The sequence below is a fragment of the Saccharopolyspora gloriosae genome (genome assembly GCF_014203325.1).
GTDB classification, from domain to species: Bacteria; Actinomycetota; Actinomycetes; order Mycobacteriales; family Pseudonocardiaceae; genus Saccharopolyspora_C; species Saccharopolyspora_C gloriosae.
Map to the genome: position 1 here is coordinate 3,332,686 of NZ_JACHIV010000001.1, position 23,538 is coordinate 3,356,223.

At 69.8% G+C, this 23,538-nt stretch carries 17 protein-coding genes; 9 read left to right on the top strand and 8 right to left on the bottom strand.

Annotation, left to right across the window (positions count from 1 at the left end; genetic code table 11):
- Entirely contained in the window at positions 1-2,082 is a 2,082-nt protein-coding gene (locus BJ969_RS14760) for an NB-ARC domain-containing protein (RefSeq protein WP_184479494.1), read from the bottom strand.
- 419 nt (positions 2,083-2,501) lie between these two features.
- Positions 2,502-3,467 (bottom strand): LysR family transcriptional regulator, encoded by a 966-nt coding sequence (locus BJ969_RS14765; protein ID WP_184479495.1) that lies wholly within the window; start codon positions 3,465-3,467, stop codon positions 2,502-2,504.
- 145 nt (positions 3,468-3,612) lie between these two features.
- Here BJ969_RS14765 and BJ969_RS14770 point away from each other — a divergent pair, with 145 nt between their 5' ends.
- Together BJ969_RS14770 and BJ969_RS14775 are read left to right on the top strand one after the other, a co-directional pair.
- A complete protein-coding gene (locus BJ969_RS14770; protein ID WP_184479496.1) occupies positions 3,613-4,722 on the top strand; it encodes a PrpF domain-containing protein in 1,110 nt (369 codons plus the stop codon).
- Between the two features lie 135 nt (positions 4,723-4,857).
- Positions 4,858-6,108, top strand: a complete 1,251-nt coding sequence (locus tag BJ969_RS14775) for an SLC13 family permease (protein WP_184479497.1) — start codon at positions 4,858-4,860, stop codon at positions 6,106-6,108.
- Between the two features lie 260 nt (positions 6,109-6,368).
- On the opposite strand, the gene BJ969_RS14780 is transcribed toward BJ969_RS14775, so the two are convergent.
- Positions 6,369-6,965, bottom strand: coding sequence for a DUF6801 domain-containing protein (locus BJ969_RS14780; RefSeq protein WP_184479498.1), 597 nt, complete (start codon positions 6,963-6,965; stop codon positions 6,369-6,371).
- Positions 6,966-7,504: 539 nt separating this feature from the next.
- On the opposite strand from BJ969_RS14780, the gene BJ969_RS14785 reads away from it, so the two are divergent.
- Complete coding sequence (locus BJ969_RS14785; RefSeq protein WP_184479499.1) at positions 7,505-8,029, top strand: sensor histidine kinase; 525 nt, start codon at positions 7,505-7,507, stop codon at positions 8,027-8,029.
- Between the two features lie 249 nt (positions 8,030-8,278).
- On the opposite strand, the gene BJ969_RS14790 is transcribed toward BJ969_RS14785, so the two are convergent.
- Positions 8,279-9,130 carry an NAD(P)-dependent oxidoreductase gene (locus BJ969_RS14790; RefSeq protein WP_184479500.1) on the bottom strand — a complete coding sequence of 284 codons (852 nt, stop codon included), beginning with the start codon at positions 9,128-9,130 and terminating at the stop codon, positions 8,279-8,281.
- Positions 9,127-10,503 (bottom strand): NsdA family TPR-like regulatory protein, encoded by a 1,377-nt coding sequence (locus BJ969_RS14795; RefSeq protein WP_484593013.1) that lies wholly within the window; start codon positions 10,501-10,503, stop codon positions 9,127-9,129. The genes BJ969_RS14790 and BJ969_RS14795 overlap by 4 nt, the downstream gene beginning before the upstream one ends.
- Before the next feature lie 260 nt (positions 10,504-10,763).
- Between BJ969_RS14795 and BJ969_RS14800 the strand changes: the two genes are divergently transcribed.
- Positions 10,764-11,777 (top strand): glycosyltransferase family protein, encoded by a 1,014-nt coding sequence (locus tag BJ969_RS14800; protein WP_184479502.1) that lies wholly within the window; start codon positions 10,764-10,766, stop codon positions 11,775-11,777.
- A gap of 328 nt (positions 11,778-12,105) precedes the next feature.
- Positions 12,106-12,771 (top strand): winged helix-turn-helix transcriptional regulator, encoded by a 666-nt coding sequence (locus tag BJ969_RS14805; RefSeq protein WP_184479503.1) that lies wholly within the window; start codon positions 12,106-12,108, stop codon positions 12,769-12,771.
- 110 nt (positions 12,772-12,881) lie between these two features.
- On the opposite strand, the gene BJ969_RS14810 is transcribed toward BJ969_RS14805, so the two are convergent.
- Positions 12,882-13,310, bottom strand: coding sequence for a helix-turn-helix domain-containing protein (locus tag BJ969_RS14810; RefSeq protein ID WP_184479504.1), 429 nt, complete (start codon positions 13,308-13,310; stop codon positions 12,882-12,884).
- Positions 13,311-14,261: 951 nt separating this feature from the next.
- Here BJ969_RS14810 and BJ969_RS14815 point away from each other — a divergent pair.
- Genes BJ969_RS14815 through BJ969_RS14825 form a run of 3 tightly spaced genes read left to right on the top strand, consistent with a single transcriptional unit; the run spans position 14,262 to position 19,097 of the window.
- Positions 14,262-18,053, top strand: a complete 3,792-nt coding sequence (locus BJ969_RS14815; protein ID WP_246456808.1) for an AAA domain-containing protein — start codon at positions 14,262-14,264, stop codon at positions 18,051-18,053.
- A gap of 1 nt (position 18,054) precedes the next feature.
- Positions 18,055-18,903, top strand: a complete 849-nt coding sequence (locus BJ969_RS14820; protein ID WP_184479505.1) for a hypothetical protein — start codon at positions 18,055-18,057, stop codon at positions 18,901-18,903.
- Entirely contained in the window at positions 18,837-19,097 is a 261-nt protein-coding gene (locus tag BJ969_RS14825; RefSeq protein ID WP_184479506.1) for a hypothetical protein, read from the top strand. Before BJ969_RS14820 ends, BJ969_RS14825 begins: the two co-directional genes overlap by 67 nt.
- Positions 19,098-19,109: 12 nt before the next feature.
- Here BJ969_RS14825 and BJ969_RS14830 read toward each other — a convergent pair whose 3' ends face one another.
- Together BJ969_RS14830 and BJ969_RS14835 are read right to left on the bottom strand one after the other, a co-directional pair.
- Positions 19,110-19,388: a hypothetical protein gene (locus BJ969_RS14830; protein ID WP_184479507.1), complete on the bottom strand. Its 279-nt coding sequence runs from the start codon at positions 19,386-19,388 to the stop codon at positions 19,110-19,112.
- A gap of 123 nt (positions 19,389-19,511) precedes the next feature.
- Entirely contained in the window at positions 19,512-20,711 is a 1,200-nt protein-coding gene (locus BJ969_RS14835; protein ID WP_184479508.1) for a helix-turn-helix domain-containing protein, read from the bottom strand.
- Between the two features lie 364 nt (positions 20,712-21,075).
- On the opposite strand from BJ969_RS14835, the gene BJ969_RS14840 reads away from it, so the two are divergent.
- Positions 21,076-23,529, top strand: a complete 2,454-nt coding sequence (locus BJ969_RS14840; protein WP_184479509.1) for an NACHT domain-containing protein — start codon at positions 21,076-21,078, stop codon at positions 23,527-23,529.
- The last annotated feature ends 9 nt before the right edge of the window (positions 23,530-23,538 follow it).

A 23,538-nucleotide genomic window follows, 5' to 3' on the forward strand; every position in this document is an offset into this window, starting at 1 on the left:
TCAGCCGAGCCGTTCCAGCTCCGCCCGCAGGTCCGCCGCGCGGGGCCCGCCGAAGCTCTCGTGCACGGCGAGCGCGGCGCGCAGGTTGTCCCGTTGCAGCGCCACGTCTCCACGAGCGGCGGCGACCTCGGCGAGCCGTTCCCTGGCCTGCGCGGCGTAGTAGTGGTCCTCGCCCGCGATGAGCACCGAGATCGCCTCGTGCAGCACATCGTTCGCGGCGTCGAGTTCGCCGAGCCCCGCGTGGGCGACGCCGATACCGGTGAGGGCGCGCCCCGCCATCCGCTCGTCCGGCACGTCCCTGATCAGCCGCAGCGCCTCGTGCAGCGTCTCCAGGGCTCGCCGGTGCTCACCGGACGCGTCCAGGCTGCACCCGAGGAAGTACGTCACGAACGCCCGGCCTCGCAGGTCCCCGGCGGCGACGAACAGCTCCAGCGCCTGGCCGTACGCCTCGACCGCCGTCGCGCTCCGCCCGGTCGCGTCGCGGTACCGGCCCACGAGTTCCCACACGGAGGCCAGCAAGCGCGGCTGCCCGAGTCCCTCCGCCCGCGGCAACGCGGCGTCGAGCTCCGCTTCGGCGCGTGCGAGCTCACCGAGGTCGGTCAGGGCGCGGGACACGAAGCTGCGCAACCGGGCGACCGCGTCAGGCCGCTCGTCGAGTTCCGCGGCCCGCACCCCGAGTTCGGTGGTCGCGACCCATTCCAGCAGGTAGCGGCGGTTGACGTAGAGCGCGGTCATCGCCTCGGCCAGCTGCCACGCCGCGCGGTGCAGCCCACCGTCCACAGCGGACCGCAGCACCGCGGCCAGCGTCGCGCGTTCGGCGTCCATCCAGCTCATCGCGTCCTGCTTCGCGCGCTCACCGGTGAACGGCTGCTCCTGTCCCGCGAGCAGTTCCGCGTGGTCGGTGATCCGCAGCCTGCCCCGTCCGAGGATCGCCAGGTCGGCGAACGCGGCCCGGTGCAGGCAATGCCGCACGATTCGCCGCAACGTCGCGGCCCGGGACTCCGCGGAGTCGTGCTGCTCGGCGCAGGCCCGCGCGTGCGCCCGCACCAGGTCGTGCATCCGATAGCGGCCGCTGCCGTCGTCGACCACGAAGTGCGCGTCCAGCAAGGCGACCAGCACCCGGCGCGCCCGAGCCGGGACCTCGGCCGCGGCGCGCACCAGGTCCAGGTCGAAGTCGCCGACCGGCACCAGGCCGAGCCGCCGGTACAGTTCCGCGGCCTCCGGCGGCAGCATCTTGTAGGCGACGGTGAACGGCGAGGTCAGCTGCGACCCGTCCGCCCGGTTCTCCGCGACGAGCTCCGCCACCGGCAGGCTCGGATGTGCGCGCAGCGCGGCGGCCATGATCCGCAGCATCTCGGGGAAGCCGCCGCAGAGCCCGGCGAGCTCGCGCATCGCCGCCGGTTCCTGCTCGGCCCGGCGGGCACCGCACATCGCCTGCATGAGTTCGCTGCCTGCCTCGTCGCCGAGCGGGTCGATCTCGACCACCGAGGCTTCGTCGAGCAGCAGGTCGCTGAGCCGCCGGTTGCTGGTCACCAGCACCGAACTGCCCGGCGCCTTCGGCACGAACGGCTCCACCTCGGCGGGTTCGGCCACGTCGTCGAGCAGCACCAGGACCGGCGATCCGCTGGTCCACGTCTGGTAGAGACCGGCGCGCCCGGCGAACGTGGACGGCAGCACCTTCTCCTGCACGCCCAGCGAACGCAGGCAGTCCGCGAGCGCATCGCTGACGGCGACACCGTCGGGTCCGCGCAGCTTCCCGAGGTCCACGAAGAGCTCGCCACCGGGATAGGCGTCGACCTCACCCGCCACGTGCCGAGCCGTAGCGGACTTCCCCACACCGGGCAGCCCGGTGAACATCACGATCTTCGAGCCGGGCTTCCCGTCGCTGTGCGCGAGCAGTGCGCGGGCACGGGTGCGCTCCCGGTCGCGATTGACGAACTCCCCCGTCAGCGGATGGATCTCACGCGGCACGCGCACCGGTGTCGTACCGATGTAGGTGTCCCCGTAGTGCGCGCCGGTCTGCACGACCGGACCACCGGCCGCGCCGGACACGGAGTTCGCCTGCTGCGGCCGATCGTCCATGCGCCCATCCTCATCACCCGGCGGTAGTCGGCTCCCCACGGTACGCGAGCAGCCCGCGCAGATCAGCCGGATCGCAGCTCACGACGAAGTGCGCAACCGGGGCGTCGACGCGCTCCGCAGCGGTGCTCCAGGTGATCGCTTCGGCTCCGCGATGTCCCCGGCAGCGGCAGGACCACCTCGCCGCCCGGTTCCGCACGCGCGCTCGCGATGCCGAGCTCGTTGTCCTCGCGCAGATCAGCACGCCCCGCACGCTCGGCCACGACGGCGAGTTCCAGCCGCGCCCGCACTTCGTAGAAGTGGTCACCACCGGAATCGCGACCGCCTCCGGCAACGACGCGACGGCGTCGCCGAGCAGGTCCGCGCCCCGCTCAGGGCCGGTTCCCGAACGAAGTCCGCCGCCCACCCCCGCGGAGCCCGCCTCACCGCCCCTGGTGCGGGGTGCGCACGGTGCCGAACTGGGTGCTGTTGAGGTTCTGATCGGCGAACTTCACCGCCACGGCGCCCAGGATCTCGGCCATCGCCGCGGCGGCGGGAGTGGGATTGCGATTCGCGGGGCGGGCCAGCAGGATTCGCCGGATCGGCGCGGGCACTCCGGTGGCGAAGCGCACCAGCCGGACGTCGCTGCGACGGTTCGTCATCGCCAGCCTGGGCGCGATGGCGATGCCGAGCCCGGCGGCCACCATCGCCTGCGCCTCCTGGTAATCGTGCGACTCGTACCCGATGCGCGGTTCGAAACCGGCGCGCCGACAGCTGCGGCGCAGCACTTCCGCAACGGGATGGTTGTCCGCGCGGATGATCCACTGCTGTTCGGCGAGATCGGTGAGGCCGATCTCGCCGGCTTCGAGCAGCTCCGAGTTCGCGGGCACCACCAGCACGGTCGGATCGTCGAGCAGGTGGCGCACGATCAGCGAGGGGTCGTCGACGCGGTTCCACTCGTAGTCCCACAGCATCGCGAGTTCGATCTCGCCGGTGTCGAGCCGGTCGAGCAGGTGCGCCAGCAGCCCGGAGTGCACCTTGACGTGCAGGCTCGGGTGCTTGCGGGCGAAGCGGGTCAGCGCCGGGGGCAGCAGCGACGCGCTCACCGTGGGGAACGAACCCAGCCGCAGCGTCCCGCGGTCCAGCCGGGCGAGCGCTTCCAGATCCGCGTCCGCGCCGCGCAGCTCGCGGCGGATCGCCCGGCCCCTGGCGACGAGGGCTTCGCCCGCATCGGTGAGCCGGACTCCGCGCGGCAACCGGTGCAGCAGGGGCTGACCGAGGTCGGCTTCGAGCCTGGACATCTGCTGCGAGGCGGCGGACGGCGTGACCCCGGCCGCGTCGGCGGCCGCGGTGAGCGATCCGCGTTCCGCGACCTCCACCAGCAGCAGCATCCGCCGGACGTCGAGCATGCGCTTCCTCCTGCCGAAACGGAGCCGATCCAGAGCGATCCTTGAGCTGTGCTTAACGGCATCTTAGAAAACGAACATTGTCCTCAAGCCTACCTCTCGCCACTGTGGACCTCGCCCGAATGGTTCGGAACAACGGAGAAGCCCAGTGCACATACCGGCGACCTTGGTGCGGGGCGGGACCAGCAAGTGCTGGTTGTTCGCCCAGGAGAACGTGCCGGACGACATCGCGGAACTGGAACGGCTGCTGGTCGACGCCTACGGTTCCGCGGACCCGGTGCAGCTCGACGGCGTCGGCGGCGCCACCCCGACGACCTCGAAGGCCGCCGTGGTCTCGGCCTCGCAGGCACCCGGCGTGCACGTCGACTACCTGTTCGGCCAGGTCGGCATCGGGGTGCCGCGCGTCGAATGGGGAAGCAACTGCGGCAACTGCGCCACCGCCATCGCGCTGTGGGCGGTGGCGCGCGGACTCGTCCCGCCCGACGGAGACCGCACTCGCGTGGTCATGCGCAACACCAACACCGGAGCCGTCCTGGAGTCCGATGTGGACACCACTGGCGGCGTGGTGCACGAGTTCGGCGACCAGACGGTGCCCGGCACCAGAGCCGGGGGCGTCGCGGTGGGTCTGACGTTCCTCGATCCGGGCGGCCGCACGACGGGTGCGACCCTGCCCACCGGGCGGGCGCTCGACGTGCTGCGCGCGGGCGACGACGACTTCCCGGCGACGCTGGTCGACGCCGGCGCACCGGCGGTGCTGGTCCAGGCGGGCGCGCTCGGCGCCAGCGGAACGGAATCCTTGGAACGAATGCGTGACCTGGTGGCTCCGCTGCGCCAGGTCCGGCGAGCCGCGGCCCACCTGATCCTGCCCGGCCGCGACACCGGCGACGCGGTGCCGAAGGTCGGCATCGTGGGACCACCGGCCGACTACATCAGCACCACCGGCGAGCGCATCGACGCGCGATCGCACGACGTGTCGGTGCGGATGTTGTCCATGAACAGCCCGCACCCGGCGATCGGGCTCACCTCGGCCGTGGCCGTGGCCGTGGCCGCTTCCTTCCGGGGCAGCACCGTGCACGACGCGGCGGGGTCGCCGAGCTCGACCGCCACGCGGATCGGGACCGCGGCCGGGGTGGTGACCGTGGCCTGCGACGACCTCACCGACTCCGGCCCGCGACGGGTGACCATCCGACGCGCCGCCCGGGTGCTGTGCGAGGCGCGCATCCACATCCCGGACTCGGCGCTGCCGCAGCCCGCATAGGAATTCCTCCCAGATGATCGGTGCGGTGGTGGAGCGGATCTTCCGCTGCGGGACTCCAACGGCTCCGATGACCGACCGCCGCGTCGCACGCCCGCCTCCACCGCGTCGCGCCCCGACCCAGCACTGAGGACAACGATGTCTGCTGAACTGATCTCCATCGGCGCACTCGCCGTGATGTTCGTGGTCGCCACCGTGCTGCCGATCAACATCGGCATCCTGGCGTTCCTAGGCGCGTTCGCCGTCGGCACCGCCTCGCTCGGCTTGTCCGAGGACGAGATCTTCGCCGGATTCCCCGCCTCCCTGTTCGTGACGATCGTCGGGGTGACCTACCTGTTCGCGGTGGCACGGCGCAACGGCACGGTGGACCTGCTGGTCTCAGCGGGGGTGCGGCTGGTGCGGGGCGAGGTGGCGCTCATCCCGTGGGTGCTGTTCGCCGTGGCCTGCGTGCTCACCGCGTTCGGCACGTTCACCCCGGCTGCCGTGGCGTTGCTGGTCCCGGTCGGCATGAACTTCGCCCACCGGCACCGGATGAGCCCGCTCATGATCGGCATGATGATCATCTGCGGCGCGCACGCGGGAGCGTTCTCGCCGATCGCCGTGTCCGGGGTGCTGGTGTCGGGGATGCTGGCGGAGACCTCGCTCGCGGTCGCGCCGCACGTGCTGTTCCTCGCCAGCCTGGGATTCAACTTCGCGCTGTCGGCGGTCACGTTCCTGCTCCTGCGCCGCTCGGCGACCGTCCCGGCCGGAGAGCCCGAGGAAGCGCCCTCCGTCGAGCAGGCGGGCGCCGGGATCACCTGGAGGCAATGGCTGACGCTGGCCTCGCTGCTGGCTTTAGCGGTGGGCGCGCTGGTGTTCCAACTGGAGATCGGGATTCTCGCGCTCGCCGCAGGCACGCTGCTGACCCTGGTGGACATGCGCGCCCAGGCGAAGGCGGTGGAGGGCATCAGCTGGTCGACGATCCTGCTGGTCGCGGGGATGGTCACCTATGTCGGCGTGCTGGAGAAGGCGGGCACCATCGATCTGATCTCGCACCAGGCGGCGTCCTCCGGCGCGCCGCTGCTGGTGGCGCTGCTGCTGTGCATCGTGGTCGCGGTGGCGTCCGCGTTCGCGTCGTCGACCGCCATCCTCACCGCGATCATCCCGGTCGCCGTGCCGCTGCTGCTCTCGAGCCACCTGAGCGCGGCGGGCCTGGTCGCGGCGCTGGCCGTGTCGACGACCATCGTGGACGTCTCGCCGTTCTCCACCAACGGTGCGCTGGTGCTGAGCAACGCGCGGGGTGTGGACAAGGACGCCTTCTACCGGCAGGTCATCGGCTACTCCGCCGGAGTGGTCGCCCTCGGCCCCGTGTTCGCCTGGGGCGCGCTGGTTCTGCCGGGCGCGATGTGAGCACCGGATGCGAGGACGACCGCCGGGTGCTCGACGTCGATCGGCTCGCCCGGTGCGGCCATGCGGGGGAGCCGACTTCGTCGAATTCGGCCGAGACGGTCGCGTCGATCGTCCGGTCCGCCGCAGCGGGCGTCCGGTTCCCGGTGCACGGGGTCCGCTTCCGCGGTGAACGTGTGGACCAGGGTGAACAGCACCGCGCAGGAGCTCGATCACATCCGGTCCACACGTCGGTCACCTCTCGGCGTCGCGGAACGGGCGGGTCAGCTCCGGTGCGCCACGGCGGCGTCGGCGACCGGCACGGTCCCCAGCACCAGGTCCTGCCCGGCGTCGACGGTGCAGGTCAGGTCGAAGGTGCCCAGCGCGGTGTCCGAGCCGTCGGCCTTCTTCGGGGTGAGTTTCGAGGTGAACGTGTCCGCGACCGCCACCGTCGCGTCCCCGGCGGCGTCCGGCGTCACCGCGGGCACCGGGCCGGCGGCGGTCACCACCAGCGGGCCGGACTCGGGGATCGGCGTGCTGGGCACCGGCAGGTCCTGCATCACCACGTCCTGCGCCGCACCCGCCCCGTCGGTGACCACGGCGTTCACCGTGGCGGAGCCTTCTACCGTGGCCGCGCCGAGCAGGTCGAAACCGTTGACGGTCTCCTCCGGCACGCTCACCGTCGCGGAGAAGTCGGTCGCCTCGATGGGCTGGCCCAACACCGCCGCGTCCGGCAGCGTCACCGCGATGTCCGTGCTCACCTGGCCGTTGCCGATGAGCGGGAAGGCGCAGGTGTAGCTGAGCGTCTTGGTCACCGGCGCGGCCGACGCCACGCCCGCACCGGCTGCGGCGACACCGACGGCCAGCACCGTCCCGGCCACGACAGCGATACCACGGCGTGCCGCCAAGGCGAATTCGACATTCTTGTTCACAGTTCCTCCAGTCTGCGCACAGCCGTCCCGAACATGCGGGAACCGCTGCTCCTGAATTCATTCCGAACCAGTAGAGAAAACGCACCACCGCACAAGGAAGTACTGATGCCGCAACGAATCCGGCACCGATCAGAGCGAATGGACCCGCAGCAATTTCGACTTCTGCTCGCGGATTTCGGAGATTACCGAGAGGAAACTCCCCGCACAACATCCGGTAATGAAAATCCGAAGGAAACCGCCGAAACCGGGCGATCCTTGTCATCTCGCTCATAACGACCGTCCCCGCGACGCGCACCGGCGGACGAAGCGAGCGGCGCCGGCGACGACGCAGATGCTCATCGGGGACCGGATCGTGACTGTTGCACCGGCGGCCTGGCATGACACCCTCAGCGGCAACCCTGCCAAACACGGGAGAAAGTCAGGTTGGCAAGATACGGAGTCCGGGTGACGGCTGCGGCTCGCACCGGAGCACGACAGGAAGGAACCAGGTGAACGCCGACACCGCACAGGTCGACGACCTGCGACTCATCGCCCTGCCCACCGCGCTGAACTGCACTGACATCTTCGTGCGCTTCACGCTCAGCGAGTGGTCGCTTCGGCCGCTCGCGGACGAGGCCGCGCACACCACCGGTCTGATGGTGGACGCCGCGGTGCAGGCCTCCGATCCGAACTCGCCTGGGTTCCTCACGATCAGATTGCGATTGCGCGGCGATTGCCTGGTCATCGAGGTCGAGGACGAGACCAAGGGCGGGGCTCCCGCTCAGTTGAAGGAATTACAAGGAATGCGCACCGGAGTGGAACCGCTCGGCGGCCGCGGCAACCGCCGCTGGTGCGAGCTGGCACTGCCGCCGGGCATGAGCGCCTCCGCGGTGCCGCTGCCGCGGCGCGAGAAGCGACGCTCCCCCGCCGCCGAGGCTCTCGGCGACGAGCCCGACGAGCTGGACCCGCAGGTCATGCAGCGACTGCTGTCCGGTTTGAACAACGCGGGCGGCGGCCACCGCAAGCCTGACTGAGCACCGCTTCCGCGACCAACCTAGAACAGGTCCGCGCCTGGACCCCCTCGGCGTCCAGGCGATTCGGCCTGTCCGGATGCCGGTGCGCGTGGCGCGGGCCGGCGACCACCGGCCCGCTCTACGCGGCCGATGACGAGCGGGCGGGGCGCGCATTCGGCCGATCATCGGATTTCCCGCGTCCTTTCGGATCGAACGTCGGCGGTGGCGAATCGTCGAGCGGGCCATCGCCGAGGATCGAATGCTCGGCGATCAGGGAATGCGCAGGCGCGCCAAGACGGCCTCCGGTGACAGTTCCGCGAGATCGCGATCGGCGCTCCACCTCGCCAGCACGGCGGAGGCCGCCTCCGCCAGTTCCGCGGGCAGCCCCGCCGCCTCCAGCGTGCGGGCGATCTCCCGCATTTCCGGTTCCCACCGCCACGCGCGTGCTGCCACGCTCGGCAAGTAGTCGCGTTCAGCCAGGATGCGACCGGACATTCGCTCCGCCTCGCCCAGCAGGGCATCGGTGACGTCGTGCTCGTCAGCCAGGGAATGCGCGACGGCCGCCAGCACCCGGCTCGCCTTCTGGAACGACGCGAACGCCATCTTCAGCGCGCTCGCCCGCCCGATCGCCTCGCCCAACCCCACCGGTTCGAGACGGGAACCGGCGAACAGGCCCGCGAGGAACCCCACGTGCTCGGTCGCACCCGCCAGGTACAACCGCGCGGTGTGCGCGGCGTCGGGCGGCGGGCCGATGATCGCCCCGTCGACGACGGTGATGCCTGCGCCCGTCAGCACCGCCGCAAGGCCCCCCACCGTCTCGGGCGCGATCGCGTTGGCGTCCACGTACACGCCGTCGTAGCCGATCTCCGCGACCGATTGAGCCACGTCGAACGCGGTGGCCGGTGGACACACCGAGAGCACCGCGTCGCAGCGGGCCAGCAACTCCGGCAGCGCGCCCACCTCGTGCAGTCCGGCTCGCACGGCTCGATCTCTGCTCTGCTCGCTGCGGCCCTGCGAGCACCACAGGACGGTGTGGCCGCGGCTGCTCAGCTGCACGGCGACCGCCGCTCCCATGGCTCCCGGATGCAGCACGCCCACCGTCGACGGCTTCGCGCCCGTCATCTCGCGCCCTCGAACAACTCGGCCCGCTGCGAGGACTCGCAGCACGACACCACTTGTTCCCGCAGTTCCCACGCCAACGACGTGCCGTGCAGGTGCGGCCGTTGCAGCACCTGGCTGATCTGGCGCAATCGCCGAACCACGCTGTCCGTGCGGCGCCGCCCGGTCACCTCCAGCACCGCACGCACCTGCTCGGCCGCGCCTTCCAGGTCGTCCTGGCCGAGCCGGGCGACCGCCAGGTCAAGGCGGGCCAAGCTCATCTCTCCGACCCGTCTCCGTTCCGCCGGGTCCCGCCGGTAGAGCTCCACCGCCTCGGCCGCCGCCCGTTCGGCCTGCGCCAAGTTGGCGCGGTCGCCCAGCCACAACCAGGTGGTGGCGCTGTAGAACGTCTGCTTGGCCACCGGGAAGGTCATCAGCCCGCCCGGTTCGTCCTCACCGACCACCTCGGTCCTGGCCCGGTCGGCCCGGCGCAGCGAGTCCTCGGTGGCGCGCTGATCGCCGAGCCGCGCGTGCGCGCGCGCCTCGATGGACGCGAGCCGCACCCGCGGCGTGCCCGCCTCCGGCTCGTAGCGCCAGCCCTGCGCCGCGAGCGCCACCGCGTCGCGGGGCCGTTCGTCCCAGTACGCGACGAGGCTCTGGGTGCCGCGGATCCACGAGCGGAGCGAGTTGTTGCCCGCCAGTTCGGCGCACAGGAAGGCCGTGCGCGCCTGCGTCTCGGCCGCGGCGAGCCAACCGAGGTCGAAGGAGGCGTTGGCCAACACGCCGCAGACCACGCCGCCGACCAGGTACAGCTCTTGAGACTGGGCTGGACGCTGCCTTCCTTCCAGCAGGTCGAAGATCCTGTCCCGGAGTTCGCGCAGTTCCACGAACAGCGGGTACACCGGACGATTCGGGTAGCTGGTGACGATCCGGCCCACATCCGCGCGGAACTGCTCCAGGCTGTGGGGACCGACGTTGCTCTGTTCGGCGAACTGCCCGAACCGGGCGGATTCGACGGCCGCCGTGGCGACCTCGCTTTCCATCGACATGTCCACGTTGTCCAGGTGGCGGGAGCCGTGCGTCCCGGCCTGCGTCGTGGCCGGGCCGGAACCACCACCGTCGTCGCCCCGCAGGGGTGGCCCGAACAGTTCCTCTGCCGATTCTCCGAACATCCGTTCCAGCACCCGGCAGGTGGCCGGATGCGGGAGCCCGCCCAGCTGACCGCCCAGCCACCGACTGACCTGCCGCTGTGACACGACGGCGGATTCACCGCGTTCACGAGCAGAAGCGTGGAAATCCCCGCAGAACTCCTGAACGGTCCGGCGGTTCTGCCGCAGAACCTGCTCCAGCCTGGTCCGCGCGGACACGTGCACTCCGACCACCGCAGGCTCCCTCATCTCCGCCAGTGCCCTTCGCCAGAACCGTTCGGCCGCGTCGGCCGTGCCGACAGCCGAGGAAGTGAACGGCGTGTTCCACACCTATGTCAGGCAAATGTCGGACAGGCGCGGGCAATTGTCGTCGCCGTGTCGCGCCCGTTCGCCGCACACTGTGGTGTCAAGATCCAGGGAGGTGATCTCTCATGCCGATCCAGCAGGACCTCGTCCAGTGGCATGTGGAAGACGTTCGCTGCCATCGCGGGGGCAGGATTCGAGTTCCGGTGGAACAGTCTCCGTTCGGCCGCGTGCTGCCCTATCACCGCCGCGCGGGCGAACATCCGAAACCGGGTTGCGGCGAGTTGGTCCGGTCCCGGGGGTGGATCGCCGATCTCGGCCAGCGAAGCCTCGGCGAACTGCTGCTGGGCCTCTCCGCCGTGACCGCGTTGAGCGAAGTCACCAAGCAGGTGCCATTGCACTACAGCGGGCCGGACGCCGAGCTGATGCGGCGGTGTTCGGTTCCCGTCGAGTCCACCGAGCACACCTGGGGGCCGCACGTCGTCCGGACCGCCACCCGCGCGCCGATCCGCTTCCGGATCGACCCGGACGAGCAGCCGACCTGGCTGGACTCGATCGGCCCCGGGGAGGTCGAAGTCCACTCGGCGTTGCCGATGCGGCACTACCTCGCGGTGGAGCAGAGCCTCGGCGAGCGGCTGTCCGCCGACGGCGCCCCCGCTCCCAGGTTCACCTCCGCGACAGACCCCGAACCGTGGCACGTCGTGTTCGTCGCCGTGCCGGGCTGGCCGCGGAACCTGGAGTTCCGGCCCGCCGATTTCGCCGCGGTGGCCCGAGCTCTGGTCAGCCTGGTCGACGCCCCGTGGCGGTTCACCGTCGTGACCGCGCGCAACACCGCGACGGCGGACAGGTTCGACGGACTGCCCGCCGACGTGCTGTGCGAGCCCGGCGCCGCGGACTGCGTGGATCTGTTCGCCTCCGCCGAACTGGTCGTCGGCACCGACTCCGGGCTCACCCAGCTGGCGGCGCTGACCGAACGCGCGGACGGCGGCGGCCCGCAGGTCGTCGGCCTGTACTCCAGGCACGCGCACATCAAGTGGATCACCGGACTGCCGGATCACCACGCGATCGCGACCCGCTTCGCCCAGCTGCTCGCGCTGGCCGACCGCAGCGCCGACCACGCCGAACTCACCGACGCCACCTGGGGTGCCGGAGCGGATCTGCGGTCGGTCCCGCCCGAACTGGTGGCCGACTTCGCCGCCCGGTGCGCCGGTTGGTGCTGACCGACCCGGTGGCCCGAACCCGGCTCGGTGACGGGCCTTCCCCGCCGCGCTCGGGCTCGCGCTCCGTCCAGATCGCGAAGGCGCGGTCACGTTCTCGCCGTACCCACCGGTGCCGCACTCGCACATGGTTCCTCCCAAGGGATCGATGCCTATCACGCACCCACGACCAAGCGCGTTTGGACGAGTTCCGGCGGTTTCCACCACGAGACAAGGGAAACGCAACGCCGGATCGGGAGCGACGCCGCAGGCGAACCTCCCGACACCACTAAGTAAAACGTACCTGCTCCCGAAATGGCATCGCTCGATCGAGGGGTCGTATCATGGGCGCGTGTCCGCAGGTGCAGGCGAAGTCCGCTACGACGACGCGTTCGTCGCCGCGGTCGGCGTGCTCAACACCCGGTGGGCGTTGCACGTCGTGCACGCGCTCAGCGCGGAGCCGCTGGGCTTCAACGAACTGCGGCGGCGCGTCCCCGGTGCCGGCCCGAGCACGCTCAAGCAGCGGCTCTCCGAACTGGCCGAGGCGGGCCTGCTGCACCGCGAGGTGCTGGACGGATCGCCGCCGCGCACCCGCTATTCGCTGACCGAACGCGGCGCAGGGCTCCGGCCGATGTTCACCGAGATGACGTCCTGGGCCGACCGCCACCACCTGGAGGCACCGGACCCCGCCGAGATCAGCGGCGGAGTTCTCGGGCTGTTCCAGGAGAAGTGGGCCATGCACGTCGTCTGCGTGCTGCTGACCGGGCCGCACGGCTTCAACGAGCTGGCCCGCGAGGTCGGGATCAGCCAGGTCACCCTGTCGCAGCGGTTGACCGAGCTGGAACGCCGCGGCCTGGTGGATCGCGACCGCACCGGCTCCGCCCCGGCCTACGCCCTCAGCCCCGCGGGCATGGACTTCCGCGTGGTCGCCGAGCCGCTGGTCGAATGGGCCCACGACCTGCACGCCCACCACGAGCGCCGGACCGCCGATCGCGCCGAGGACGCGGCGCGCGGCTGAGCGGACCATGGCTCGTTCGGGCCGCCGGTCGCGCCGCGTCAGCCGACGATCGGGTCGCCGGGCTGCTGCGCGTCTTCGCGGCGCGGCACCTGGTCTTCGCAGCCGTTGAGCTAGTCCGGCGTCGTCGCCAGCAGGACCGCGAGACCGTCGACGATCTCCGCTCGCGGGTTGGTGTTGCGGCTGCACGCGAGCTGCTGCAGGTACTGGGTCGAGACCGTCACCTGCCGGTACCGGTGGAGCTGGTCGGCCAGCGCCGCCAGCGAGCAGCCGCGCTCCCGGTACAGGTCACGGAACCGCTTCCCCAGGAATTGCCGGTCACGGCCCACGAGATAGCCCACCGAGGACTTCAGCACCAGCGCGAGCTCGGCCGCGTAGTGCGGCACCGGCGAATCCGGCGCTCTGCCGAGCTTCGCCACGCCCGGCCTGGTGACGACGACCCCGCGCTTGCCCAGGTCGCGCACCAGTTCCGGGTAGCCGTACCCGCGCTGCTCGCACAGCAACCGGAACCGTCGCGCGCTGATGCGTTGATCGCCGGACACGACGAACACCCCCAGGAACCACGGAGTTCGGCACACCCCTGACCATCCACTGTAAGCGGTGATCCCCTTGTCTTCGGCGGGCGCCACAATTTAAGCTGCTCACCAGCAGGAATCAACTCAGTCGCGGATTCCTCCGTTCAGCGGTCCCGCGGCTGGGGATTCGGCGTGTCCGGCGCGGAGCCCGATGTGCCGCGTTCCTGCACCCGAGCCGGGGGTCAGGAAGCGCCGCACATGCGGTGCCGCGCCGGATGCGCTGTTCAGGGGGTGCATCGCATCCGGCGCGCAGGGCTCCGGGGCACGCGCCGACCTGCTCGATCAATCCGGCCAAGGACAGCTTCGCAGGGAACCGCGTTTTCGCACCCGATCGAGGCCGAATGAACGGAATGCCGCCGAGTGGCCTCGCACTAGCCGACGAATCGAACTTCGCGCCGCTCCACAATGGAAAGACGCCCGGCCCGACGAGCCGTTAACACGGCATCCGGCTGACACGATCCGCAACCCCTTGCACTATCGCGAGACCCGTGCGGCACGATGCAAAAGGACCACTCACCGCCGGGCAACTTGCCGAGCTTTTTCACCCGAACAGATGCTTGCCACGACTGGGGGCGGTTCGAGATTCTATTCAGCTCGCCAAGATCAGGCAGCGCGCAAGAGGCCAGCACGAATCCAGATCGCATGGTGACAGAGGAGATCCGCGGCATGTCGGCCGACCAGCACGATCAACGCCTCCAGCTCGTGAGGACCAAAGCGGAGCTGTGGGCAAAGAACCTCATCGAGTTCGGCCCCCAGAACACGTTGCTGCACTTCAAGAACACAAAGACCACAAGCCTGGATCTAACGACAGCAAATCCCGTATCCGTGCGGGATCTGCTCTCTGGAAAGCAGGTCAAACTCGGCGCGCTCTTCGTCGATTCCGACGTGCACAAGGATTCCTGCGCACGAGCCCGATCCTTGCGACGCACCATGACCGCGTTCGCCGAGGAACAGGGAATCGACATCGGCAAGGTCGCGCAGGGACTGGTCAAAGCCACACCTAGGCACGGGTCAACACCGCAGACTCCCAGTCGCGGCACCCGCGCCCCGCTGCTGCTGCGCTCTCTGCGCATCACGGCGCGAACGGTGGCCGAGAACGAGTTCATGCTCGAGGCCGACCGAGATGTGGAGGTCAACCCGGTTTTGCTCTACGCGCTCGACCAGGATTACGGGCTCGACCTCGACCTCGCCGAGTTCACTGCCACCGCGCAGGACCTCCTGGCCGGCACCGAGGACCCGCAAGAGCAGTTCGACGGGGTGTGGGCCGAGCTGACCGCAGTGGCCGAGCACCAGGGCGTTCCGCTGAGCGTGGAACGGGCAACCGTGTGCGGCCTGTTCAACTACGCCAAGCAGCCCATGGTCGAGGACCTGCTGCACGCGTCGGAACTACTCAGCAGCCATGACTTGGTCGCCGCTCTCGCCGGGGACGTTCCGGCGCGGGCAGCGGTCACGGCGGAAGGCGCCGGGTTCAGCCCACCGGCGGCGGACTCCATCGAGCCGGCCGAAGAATTCCTGGTGCAGGACGCGGATTCCTCGCAGCAGCGGGCGATCAACACGGCGCTGGCCGGGCACCACCTGCTCATCGAAGGCCCTCCCGGCACCGGCAAGAGCCAGACGATCGCGAACATCATCGCGGGTGCGGCCGCACGCGGAATGCGGGTCCTGTTCGTCTCCGAGAAGCGCGCGGCGATCGAAGCGGTCACCGGTCGACTGGCCCTAGCCGGCCTGGACAGGCTCGTGTTCGACCTGCATCAGCAGCGAGTCGACAAGAAACACGTCGCCCGCCAGCTCCAGAACAGCCTGGAAAACGCTGGGCGGCAGCCGCGGCCGGACGTCGGCGACACCCACCGCAAGGTCGGTGCGCACCGGGCTGAGCTGCGCGGTCACTCCGACGAACTGCACCGGCCACGCGCACCGTGGAAGATCAGCGCGTACGAGGTCCAAGCGGAGCTGCTGTCACTGCGCGCTCCGGCATCGCCGCACACGTTCGCCAGGCCGACACTGCAGCTTCTCGACGCCGACACGGTCACGGGACTACGGGAGAAGCTGCACTCCTTCATCGACAAAGGCGGACTCCGCGTCGTCCGACGAGAATCACCCTGGTGGCAGGCCGAGATTCGCGGTGTCGACGACATCGACGACATCCTGATGAAGCTCGACGCGCTCGCCACGAAGACCTTGCAGGCGGGCAGGCGGAGCATGACCTCGGTGTTGCACCAGACCGGGCTGCGCACTCCGGTCGACCTCGCGGGCTGGCAAGTGGTGCTGCACCTGCTCGGAGAGGTCAACGACAGCGTCCGAGCGTTCGGACCGGACGTCTTCGGCACACAGCTCGACGATTGGTACTTCGCCACGGCTTCCCACCGGGAGCGCACGCAAGCCGGGCACAAGCTCGGCTGGCTCACCAGGCGGAAACTCCGCAAGGAGATCACGGCGGCCTCCACGGACGAGATCAAGCAGCGCGGCGTGCTGCACCGCAAGCTGCACGCGGTCCGAGGGCAGCGGGACCGGTGGCAGGAACTCGGTGATCCGGCCGGGCATCCCTCCGAGGTGGTCGAACTCGGCGAGACGATGGAACTGTTCAACACGTTGCGCGACCAGCTGACCTCCGTAGCGCTGTTCGCGAATCTCACTGATATGGAGCGCAAGCCGCCAGAACAGGTGGATGCGGAGTTGGAAAGGCTGCTCGAGGACAAGGCCACGCTGTGGCAGATGGAGAACATCACCGCGCTGCTCGGCGAGTTCGAGCGGCTGGGTCTCACCCAGCTGGTGCAGGACGTCGCGCGGCAAGACCTCGACGGTGACGCCGCATGGCGCTTGTTCCGGCACACCTGGTTGAAGTCGCTGCTTCAGCGGTTCAAGCTCGATTCCCCGGCGCTGCGGGGCTTCACCTCTGCAGAACACGACCGGCGGGTGCGCGAGTACCAGGACTCCGACATGACCCATCGGGAGAGTTCGGCCAACAGGGTGCTGTGGGAGGTCGGCAAAGCGCTGCGCCAAGTGCGCGACGACCACCCGGACGAAACCAAGCTGATCCGCGAGCAGGCGAACAAGAAGTCCCGGCACATGCCGTTGCGCAGCCTGGTCGAGAAAGCGCCGAACGTGCTGCTCGCACTGTTCCCGTGCTGGGCGATGTCGCCGCTGGTGGTGAGCCGCACACTGCCTGCCGAGCGGCTGTTCGACCTGGTGGTCTTCGACGAAGCGAGCCAGATCCAGCCGCACGAGGCGATCGCGACGATCGCCCGTGGCACCAGCCTCGTGGTGGCCGGGGATGACAAGCAGCTACCGCCCTCGAACTTCTTCGGCCGCATGCTGGCCGGTGATGAGGACAGCGACGAGACGGGCTTGGAGGACTACGAATCGATCCTCACCGTGATGCGGACGTGGATCTCGCGCCAGGAGCAGTTGAAGTGGCACTACCGCAGCCGGGACGAACGGCTCATCGCCTTCTCGAACCGGGAGATCTACGGCGACGGCCTCGTCACGTTCCCCGGTTCCAGCAAGGAGGCACCGGTCTCGTTGCACGTCGTGGACGGCGTGGCCGCACCGGGCCAGGACGGCTCGGCTCCGGCCGAGGTGGCGCGGGTCGTGGAGCTGGCGCTGCAGCACGCGGCGGCGCGCCCGCACGAAAGCCTCGGCGTGATCGCGATGGGCGACAAGCACGCCGCGCGGATCGAGACCGCGGTGCGTCACGCGGTCCAGGGGAAACCGGAAATGCAGGAGTTCTTCACCGAGCAGTCGAGTCCGGGCTCGCGGTTCTTCGTCAAGAACCTGGAACGCGTACAGGGCGATGAGCGGGACGCGATCATCCTCACGGTCGGCGTAGCCAAACGTGCCACCGGCCGGGTCGACGGGCGGAGCTTCGGCCCGTTGAACCGCACCGGTGGCGATCGCCGGTTGAACGTGGCGGTGAGCCGCGCGAAGCGGCGGATGAGCGTGGTGAGCTCTTTCGAACCGGGCGAGCTGGCGCCGTCGGACACGGGCACCGGAACCGAGTTGCTGCGCAGGTACCTGGAGTTCGCGCAGGCGCACGCGGACATCGACCAGGTGGGCCGCCAGGAGGCTCTGGACCTCAACGGTCTCGAGCTGGACGTGGAGCAGGCATTGGCGGAGCGGGGGATCAAAGTCTTCCCGCAGTGGGGCTTCTCGGGTTACCGCATCGATTTCGCGCTGGCTCATCGCGACCAGCCCGGGCGGATGGTGCTGGCGGTGGAGGCCGACGGCGACAGCTACCACCGGTCGTACAGCGTCCGGGACCGCGACCGGTTGCGGCAGTCGCACCTGGAGAACCTGGGATGGCGGTTCCACCGAGTCTGGGCGTCGGCGTGGTTCAGCGATCGGGCCGGGGAGACCGACAAGATCGTCAAGGCGTGGGAGCAGGCAATGCTCGACACCGACGACGAACGCTCGGGTGCTCCCGCTGGCCACTCCGCCCAGGAACCGGTCCGGCGTGCGGACCCACCCCCCGAATCCCGACGCGGCCCGCGGCCGGACGTGACACCCGGGCAAGCGATGGACAAGTACACCGAGCGGGAACTGATCTCGCTCTGCCGCTGGCTGCTGCGCGACGGTCTGCAACTGGACCGCGATGAGCGAATCACCCAGGCCATGCAGGAGCTGGGCAAGAGCAAACGCGGCCGGATCATCGTGGAGCGGCTGACCCGCGCCGTAGAGATCGCCCAAGACCAGGCAGACCGAGAGGACCGTTGACATGTTGCCGCTGGACGACCGCACCGCGGAACGAATCGCCACCGTGATCGTGGACATGGGCGGACCGTACGAACGCAAGTCCTACGAGTTGGAACCGCTGCTGGCACGAGCGGGCTGGGTACCGGCGCCGGAGTACGACGGAACTCCGCGCGTGCGGTGGTTGGCCGAGCAGCTCATCGAGCATCGCGATGACCACGCCCGCATCGAGCGTCTGCTGTGCCGGGTCTGCGATCCCATCGAGTACGACGACGGCGCTGAGGTCGCCGAAGAGTTCCGCACGATACTCAACGAGAAGCTGATGGCAGAACGCCTCATCATCTCGCTCGTCGGTGGTCGTCCAGTGTTGGGCGAGATCGGGTCGGACGGCTCAGCCCAGTTCACCGCCCCCGACGACCTAGACGAACGCATCAGCGGCTTGATCGTGGATACGTTCGCCGCCGACCTGCTCGTGCGCAGGCTCTCGGAGGCGCGAATCTGCGCGAGCCACGGCGCGCACACGATGGCCGTGATCGGCATCGGGAGTTTGGTCGAGGGCTTGCTCTACTCGGTTCTCGTCGAGCGGGATCCGAAGATCCGCGAGTGCGGCTTCACCAACGAGAAGGGCAAGGAAGTGTCTCCCCATCAGGTCGGTCTGGCGATGCTGATCAGCCTGGCGCACGACAACGGGTGGATCCAGTTCGACGCGCGCGCCTTCATGGATCGCGTGCGGGAGTTCCGGAACTTCATCCATCCGAGGTTGGAGATGGAGAAGCAGTCCCGGTTCGACGACGACACGGTGATGATGTGCTGGGCGCCGGTCCGCGCGCTGCTCAACGATCTCGAAGAGCACCTGCCACCGGTCCCGCGCTGATCCGTCGGCTGCTCGGGCAAGCGGTCAGTCCCTCCGCCGAGGCCGTCGCGCTCGCCGGTGCGGGCGCCGTCGTCTCCGCTGCGGGCGGCCTCCGCGGCGCGGAGTTCGCGGGAGCGCTGCACCTCGTCTGCGCGGTGCTCGCCGCGCTGGCTGCGATCTCGGCGGTGGCGGTGCTCGTGCTGGCCCGGTGCTGAGGTCGCGGCGGTTCACCGCGCGCCGCGACGGCGGGGTTCCGGGCCGGGGCGGCTCGGGACTTCGTCGTTGCGGCGCAACCACTGCCGGGCTCGCACGCGGACGTCTTCGTCGTCGTCCCAATCGCCGCCGGTGTGCACGACGTCGAGCACGTGCTCGTCGTCGTGCGAACCGCGCCGGTCACCCGCGTGCACCGTCATCAAGTGCTCCCCGCGCCCCCAGCGGAAGGTGTAGGACCGACCCGAAGGGGCGCGGGCGAACACCCAGGTCATCGGCAGGTACCGCTTCGTCACGACAGCAGCCCCTCGGTCTCCGGGAGCGGGTTCCGCACTCGACCACGCACTAGCGCTTCGGACATACCAGGACGTTAGGACGAGGATGCCGCAGCTCCGGGTAGGTTTTCTCCCCTCACCTGATCAGCTGACCCGCAGCTCGCGAGCCAATTCACGAGCCGTGGCCGACTCACCGGCGGGTGGACTGTCACGCAGTCCGCAGGCGAGCTGACGAGCCCAGCCGTTGTAGCGCGTGGTCTCCGGCGCGGTGCGATGCGCCTCCCGCAGAGTGGCCAAAGTGGACGGTGCATCGCCCTGCTGGTCATGCGCGCGTGCGACTTCGATCAAATGCCGCGCGCGACGCGGGACCGACGCGATCTCACCGCGCGCCAGGCTGCGCTGGTACCGCAGCGCCTCGCCGCCGCGGCGCAGGTCAACGCTGATGCTCACCGCATGCGCGCGCATCACCTGGGTGCTGAAGCTCGACTGCACGTGCCGGTACCCGGGGCCGAGCGTGCGCGCCACCGAGTCGGCGAGTTCCCAATACCGCCAAGCCTCACCGAGATGGCCCTTGCGCGCGCAGGTCAACGCGCACTCGACGAGCAGCGCGCCGCGCAGCCCGTTCCGAGCATCGTCTTCGCCCGCTTCGAGGGCGTGCTGAGCCTCGATGGCGACCGTCAGCGCTTCGTCCCAGCGCCCGGATTCCCGCAAGACCTGCACCAATGCCCACGCGCCGCCGCCGATGAGGTACGGGTCGTCGGCCTCGTACCCTTCGGTCACGGCACGGTCGACGACGAGCCACACCAGTTCCGGCGCGGGCTGGTAAGCGACGTAGAAGTTGGCCAACTGGTAGACGCCGGCGAGCAGCCGCCGAGCCTGCCGCTGCTCAGGGCCGCGCCGGGAGCGCACCGCGTGCTGTGCGTCGCGGATCAGGCCCGGAAGCACACGCCCGACCCTCGTCCGGTGATCAGGCGAAGCGTGGCGGATGGTCCAAGCTGCGTTCAGCCTCTCCGCCAGATGCGCCGTATCCACCTCGCCCGTCGAAAGCCGGAACCGATCCGCGGTGAGCGCGGCCTGCACCTCCCGCAGCGCGGAGTGCTCGTCCCCGCCGTCGAACCGAGCGACGGACACCGCGGTGTCGTTGCCCGTCAGCTCCGCCAGATCGGCGATGTCCAGTGCTTTCGCCAGGCGCACCAGCATGTGCAGCTTCGGCGTCTGCAAACGACCCGACTCGACTGACTTGACCCACTCCGCTGAACGGTCCACCAAGCCGCCCAGCACGGGGCGGCTCATGCCGACACGTTCCCTGGCCCGTTTGATCCGCCAGCCGACGTCAGCGCTCATGCACCCGAAGTATCCACATCCGGTTGCAAAACGGAACATCAACACGGCCGCGGGCGAGCCGATCGCACCGCCGCCTCCCGGTGATCGGAGCGTTCGTCTCCTCTCGTTGGACGAACGGTCCGTTCACTCCGCCCGGTGCTGCATCGCTCGGTGTGGATCATCCCGGCGGGCGTGGTCGTCGGAGGGCGTGCGATCTTGTTGATCGTTGAACGACTCCGCTTCAGCCGGGCGTCCCGATCGGTGCCGTTCGGCGCGTCACGGATCACACTCGGCCACACCGACCGGAATGGAGCGTTTACAGTGCGTGCCCGCCAGACCATAGTTTGAGGCGCACGCGCGGTTGCCGACTCGTGGAGAGACGATCATGCAGAACAGGCTCGCCCGCACGGTGCGGACGGCACTGCTCATCGGGGCAGGCAGTGCGGTCACACTGGTCCTCGTCCCGACCGCCATCAGCATCGGGACCGGCGGAAAGCTCCCCGGATTCCTCCAACCGCTGGCGACGTTCCTGTGGCCGCTGGTCATCGTGTTCCTGCTGTTCGCCGCCGCGCTCGCCGCGTGGGAACGCATCACCAACGCCGACAAGCCCATCACCGCGCGCCGGCTCAACTCGCCGTCGAACCGCGAACGGTCCGTGCAGAGCACCGAGCGTTACGCCCGCGAACGGCTCAACGGCTCCCTCGCCGAACACGTCGCGCAACTGCTCGACGTCGACGAGGTGCCCGCGACGGTCGCCCGCCCGGCGGACGTCGTCGTGCAGCTCAACCAAGGCGGGAAATCCCGGCTGCCCGCCCACGCCGACCTGCCCGAGACCCTCGACGACGCCAACGGCGCGCTGCTGATCCTCGGCGCGCCCGGCTCCGGCAAGTCGACGCTGCTGCTGGAGCTCACCCGTGCGCTGTCGCTGCGGGCCGCGGGCGACCAGCGGCGGCCGATCCCGTTCATCATCGACCTCGGATCCTGGGCGATGTCCGGGTGGCGGTGGGACAACCGCAGGCCCGCGCCGCCCGCCGACTTCGAGAAGTGGCTGCTGCGCGAGATCGAACGCCGCTACACCGTGCACCCCTCGCTCGGCCGGATCTGGCTCGAACAGGGCAAGGTCGGGCTGATGCTCGACGGGCTCGACGAGGTCCCGCCCGAATACCAGGAACGCTGCGTCAACGAGATCAACAAGCTGCGCGACTCGTTCATCATCCGGGAACTCGTGGTCTGCTGCCGCAGCGAGGAGCACGAAGCGCTCACCACGCCGCTGCAGCTGAACAACTCCGTCACGATCAACCCGCTCACCCGCAAGCAGGTCGTGGAGTTCTTCACCCGCATCGGCCCCCGCGTGGACGGCGTGCGCTCCGCGCTGCGCACCGACCCGGAGCTGTGGCGCCTGCTGGACTCGCCGCTGATGCTGAGCCTGATGGCGCTCGCCTACCAGGACCGGCCGTCGTCGGAGATCCGGCTCAGCGGCGCGCTCCCGCAGCGGCGGCGCCAGGTGTTCGACGCCTACCTCACCGCCGTCCCCACCCGGGAGGCCGACGACCTCGGCTATCCGCCGGAGAAGGTGCTGCGGACGCTGCGCTTCCTCGCGCGGGTCTCGGCGAGCCCGCTGTGCAACGACCTCACGGCTCGCACCCGGTTGCCGAGCCTCGTCGCCTGGGCGCGCTTCCTGCCGTCGAGCACGCTGGTGCACGTGTTCGGGCGCGGACTTCCCGGCGTGCTCGCCGGATCCGTCACCGGTGCCACGCTGGCGATGGGCATGCTGCTGGGACCCGCGTCCGCGCTGGTGACGGCGCTGCTGCTCGTCGGCTACGTGGCGTTCCTCGACCACCTCTCGACGCTGCCGTGGGTCCGCCCTGCGCAGAAGTCCGGCACCATCCCGCAAGGCTGGATCACCGCCGCCTGCGGGTACCTGCTCGGGCTGGTCGTGAGCCTGGCGCTGGTCGGGCTCATCACGCCCGCCACGAACTGGCTCGCGGCGCAGCCGCTGTGGGTCGGGGTGCCCGTGGTGATCCTGACGGCGTTCCTGACGATCATGAGCGCGGTCGAAGCGTGGTCGAAGATGCCCGGCAACAGCGCGGCGCTCGGGGCGGCCGGGTCGGTGCTCGTCGGCGTCTCGATGTTCTGGATCGGGCCGCAGGAGCTGCTGACCTCGATGGGCATCGGCGTGGTGCTGGGCATCGTCGCGGGACTCACCACCGCGGCCCGCGACGAGGTGTGGTGGCAATTCGGCGAGGACCAGTACGAAGCGTTCGACGGGCAGGGTTCCAAGCTGCTGAAGAACTCCGCTCCCCTGGTCGGCGCGGCCGGACTGATGGGCGTGCTGCCGGTGCTGTTCTCCGGAACGCTGCTCGACGAACGCGCCCTCGACACGGGAATCGGCCTCCTGGTCGCGGGACTCGCCGCACCCGCCGCGTGGCACGCCGACGTGTTCCCCTTCGACAGCGCGAAGAACGCAGCCTCCGAATGGCTGGCGCGGGCGATGGCGCTGAGCGAACTGCCGGTCCGCCGGGCGCGGTTGCTGCGCGGGCTCGCGGAGCACAGCATGCTGTCCCGCGTGGACGGTGGGTACCGGTTCACGCACCTGCTGCTGCGCGATCACCTGCTCGGCTACGAGCGGAAACCGGCGAAGAAGCCGGGCGGCGAAGAGGCCACGGACTCCGATGCGGCGGAGAAGAGCTCGTCCGGCACCGGCGAATCCACGAGCTCGGACGAGGCGGCGAAGGCGGACTCGCCGGAGCAAACACCCTCCGATGCCGGGGCGGATTCCGGTTCAGGAGAGGAGAAGGCCGCGGCGGACCCGGCGAAGCCCGGCGCCGCGAAGTCCTGATCGGCACCC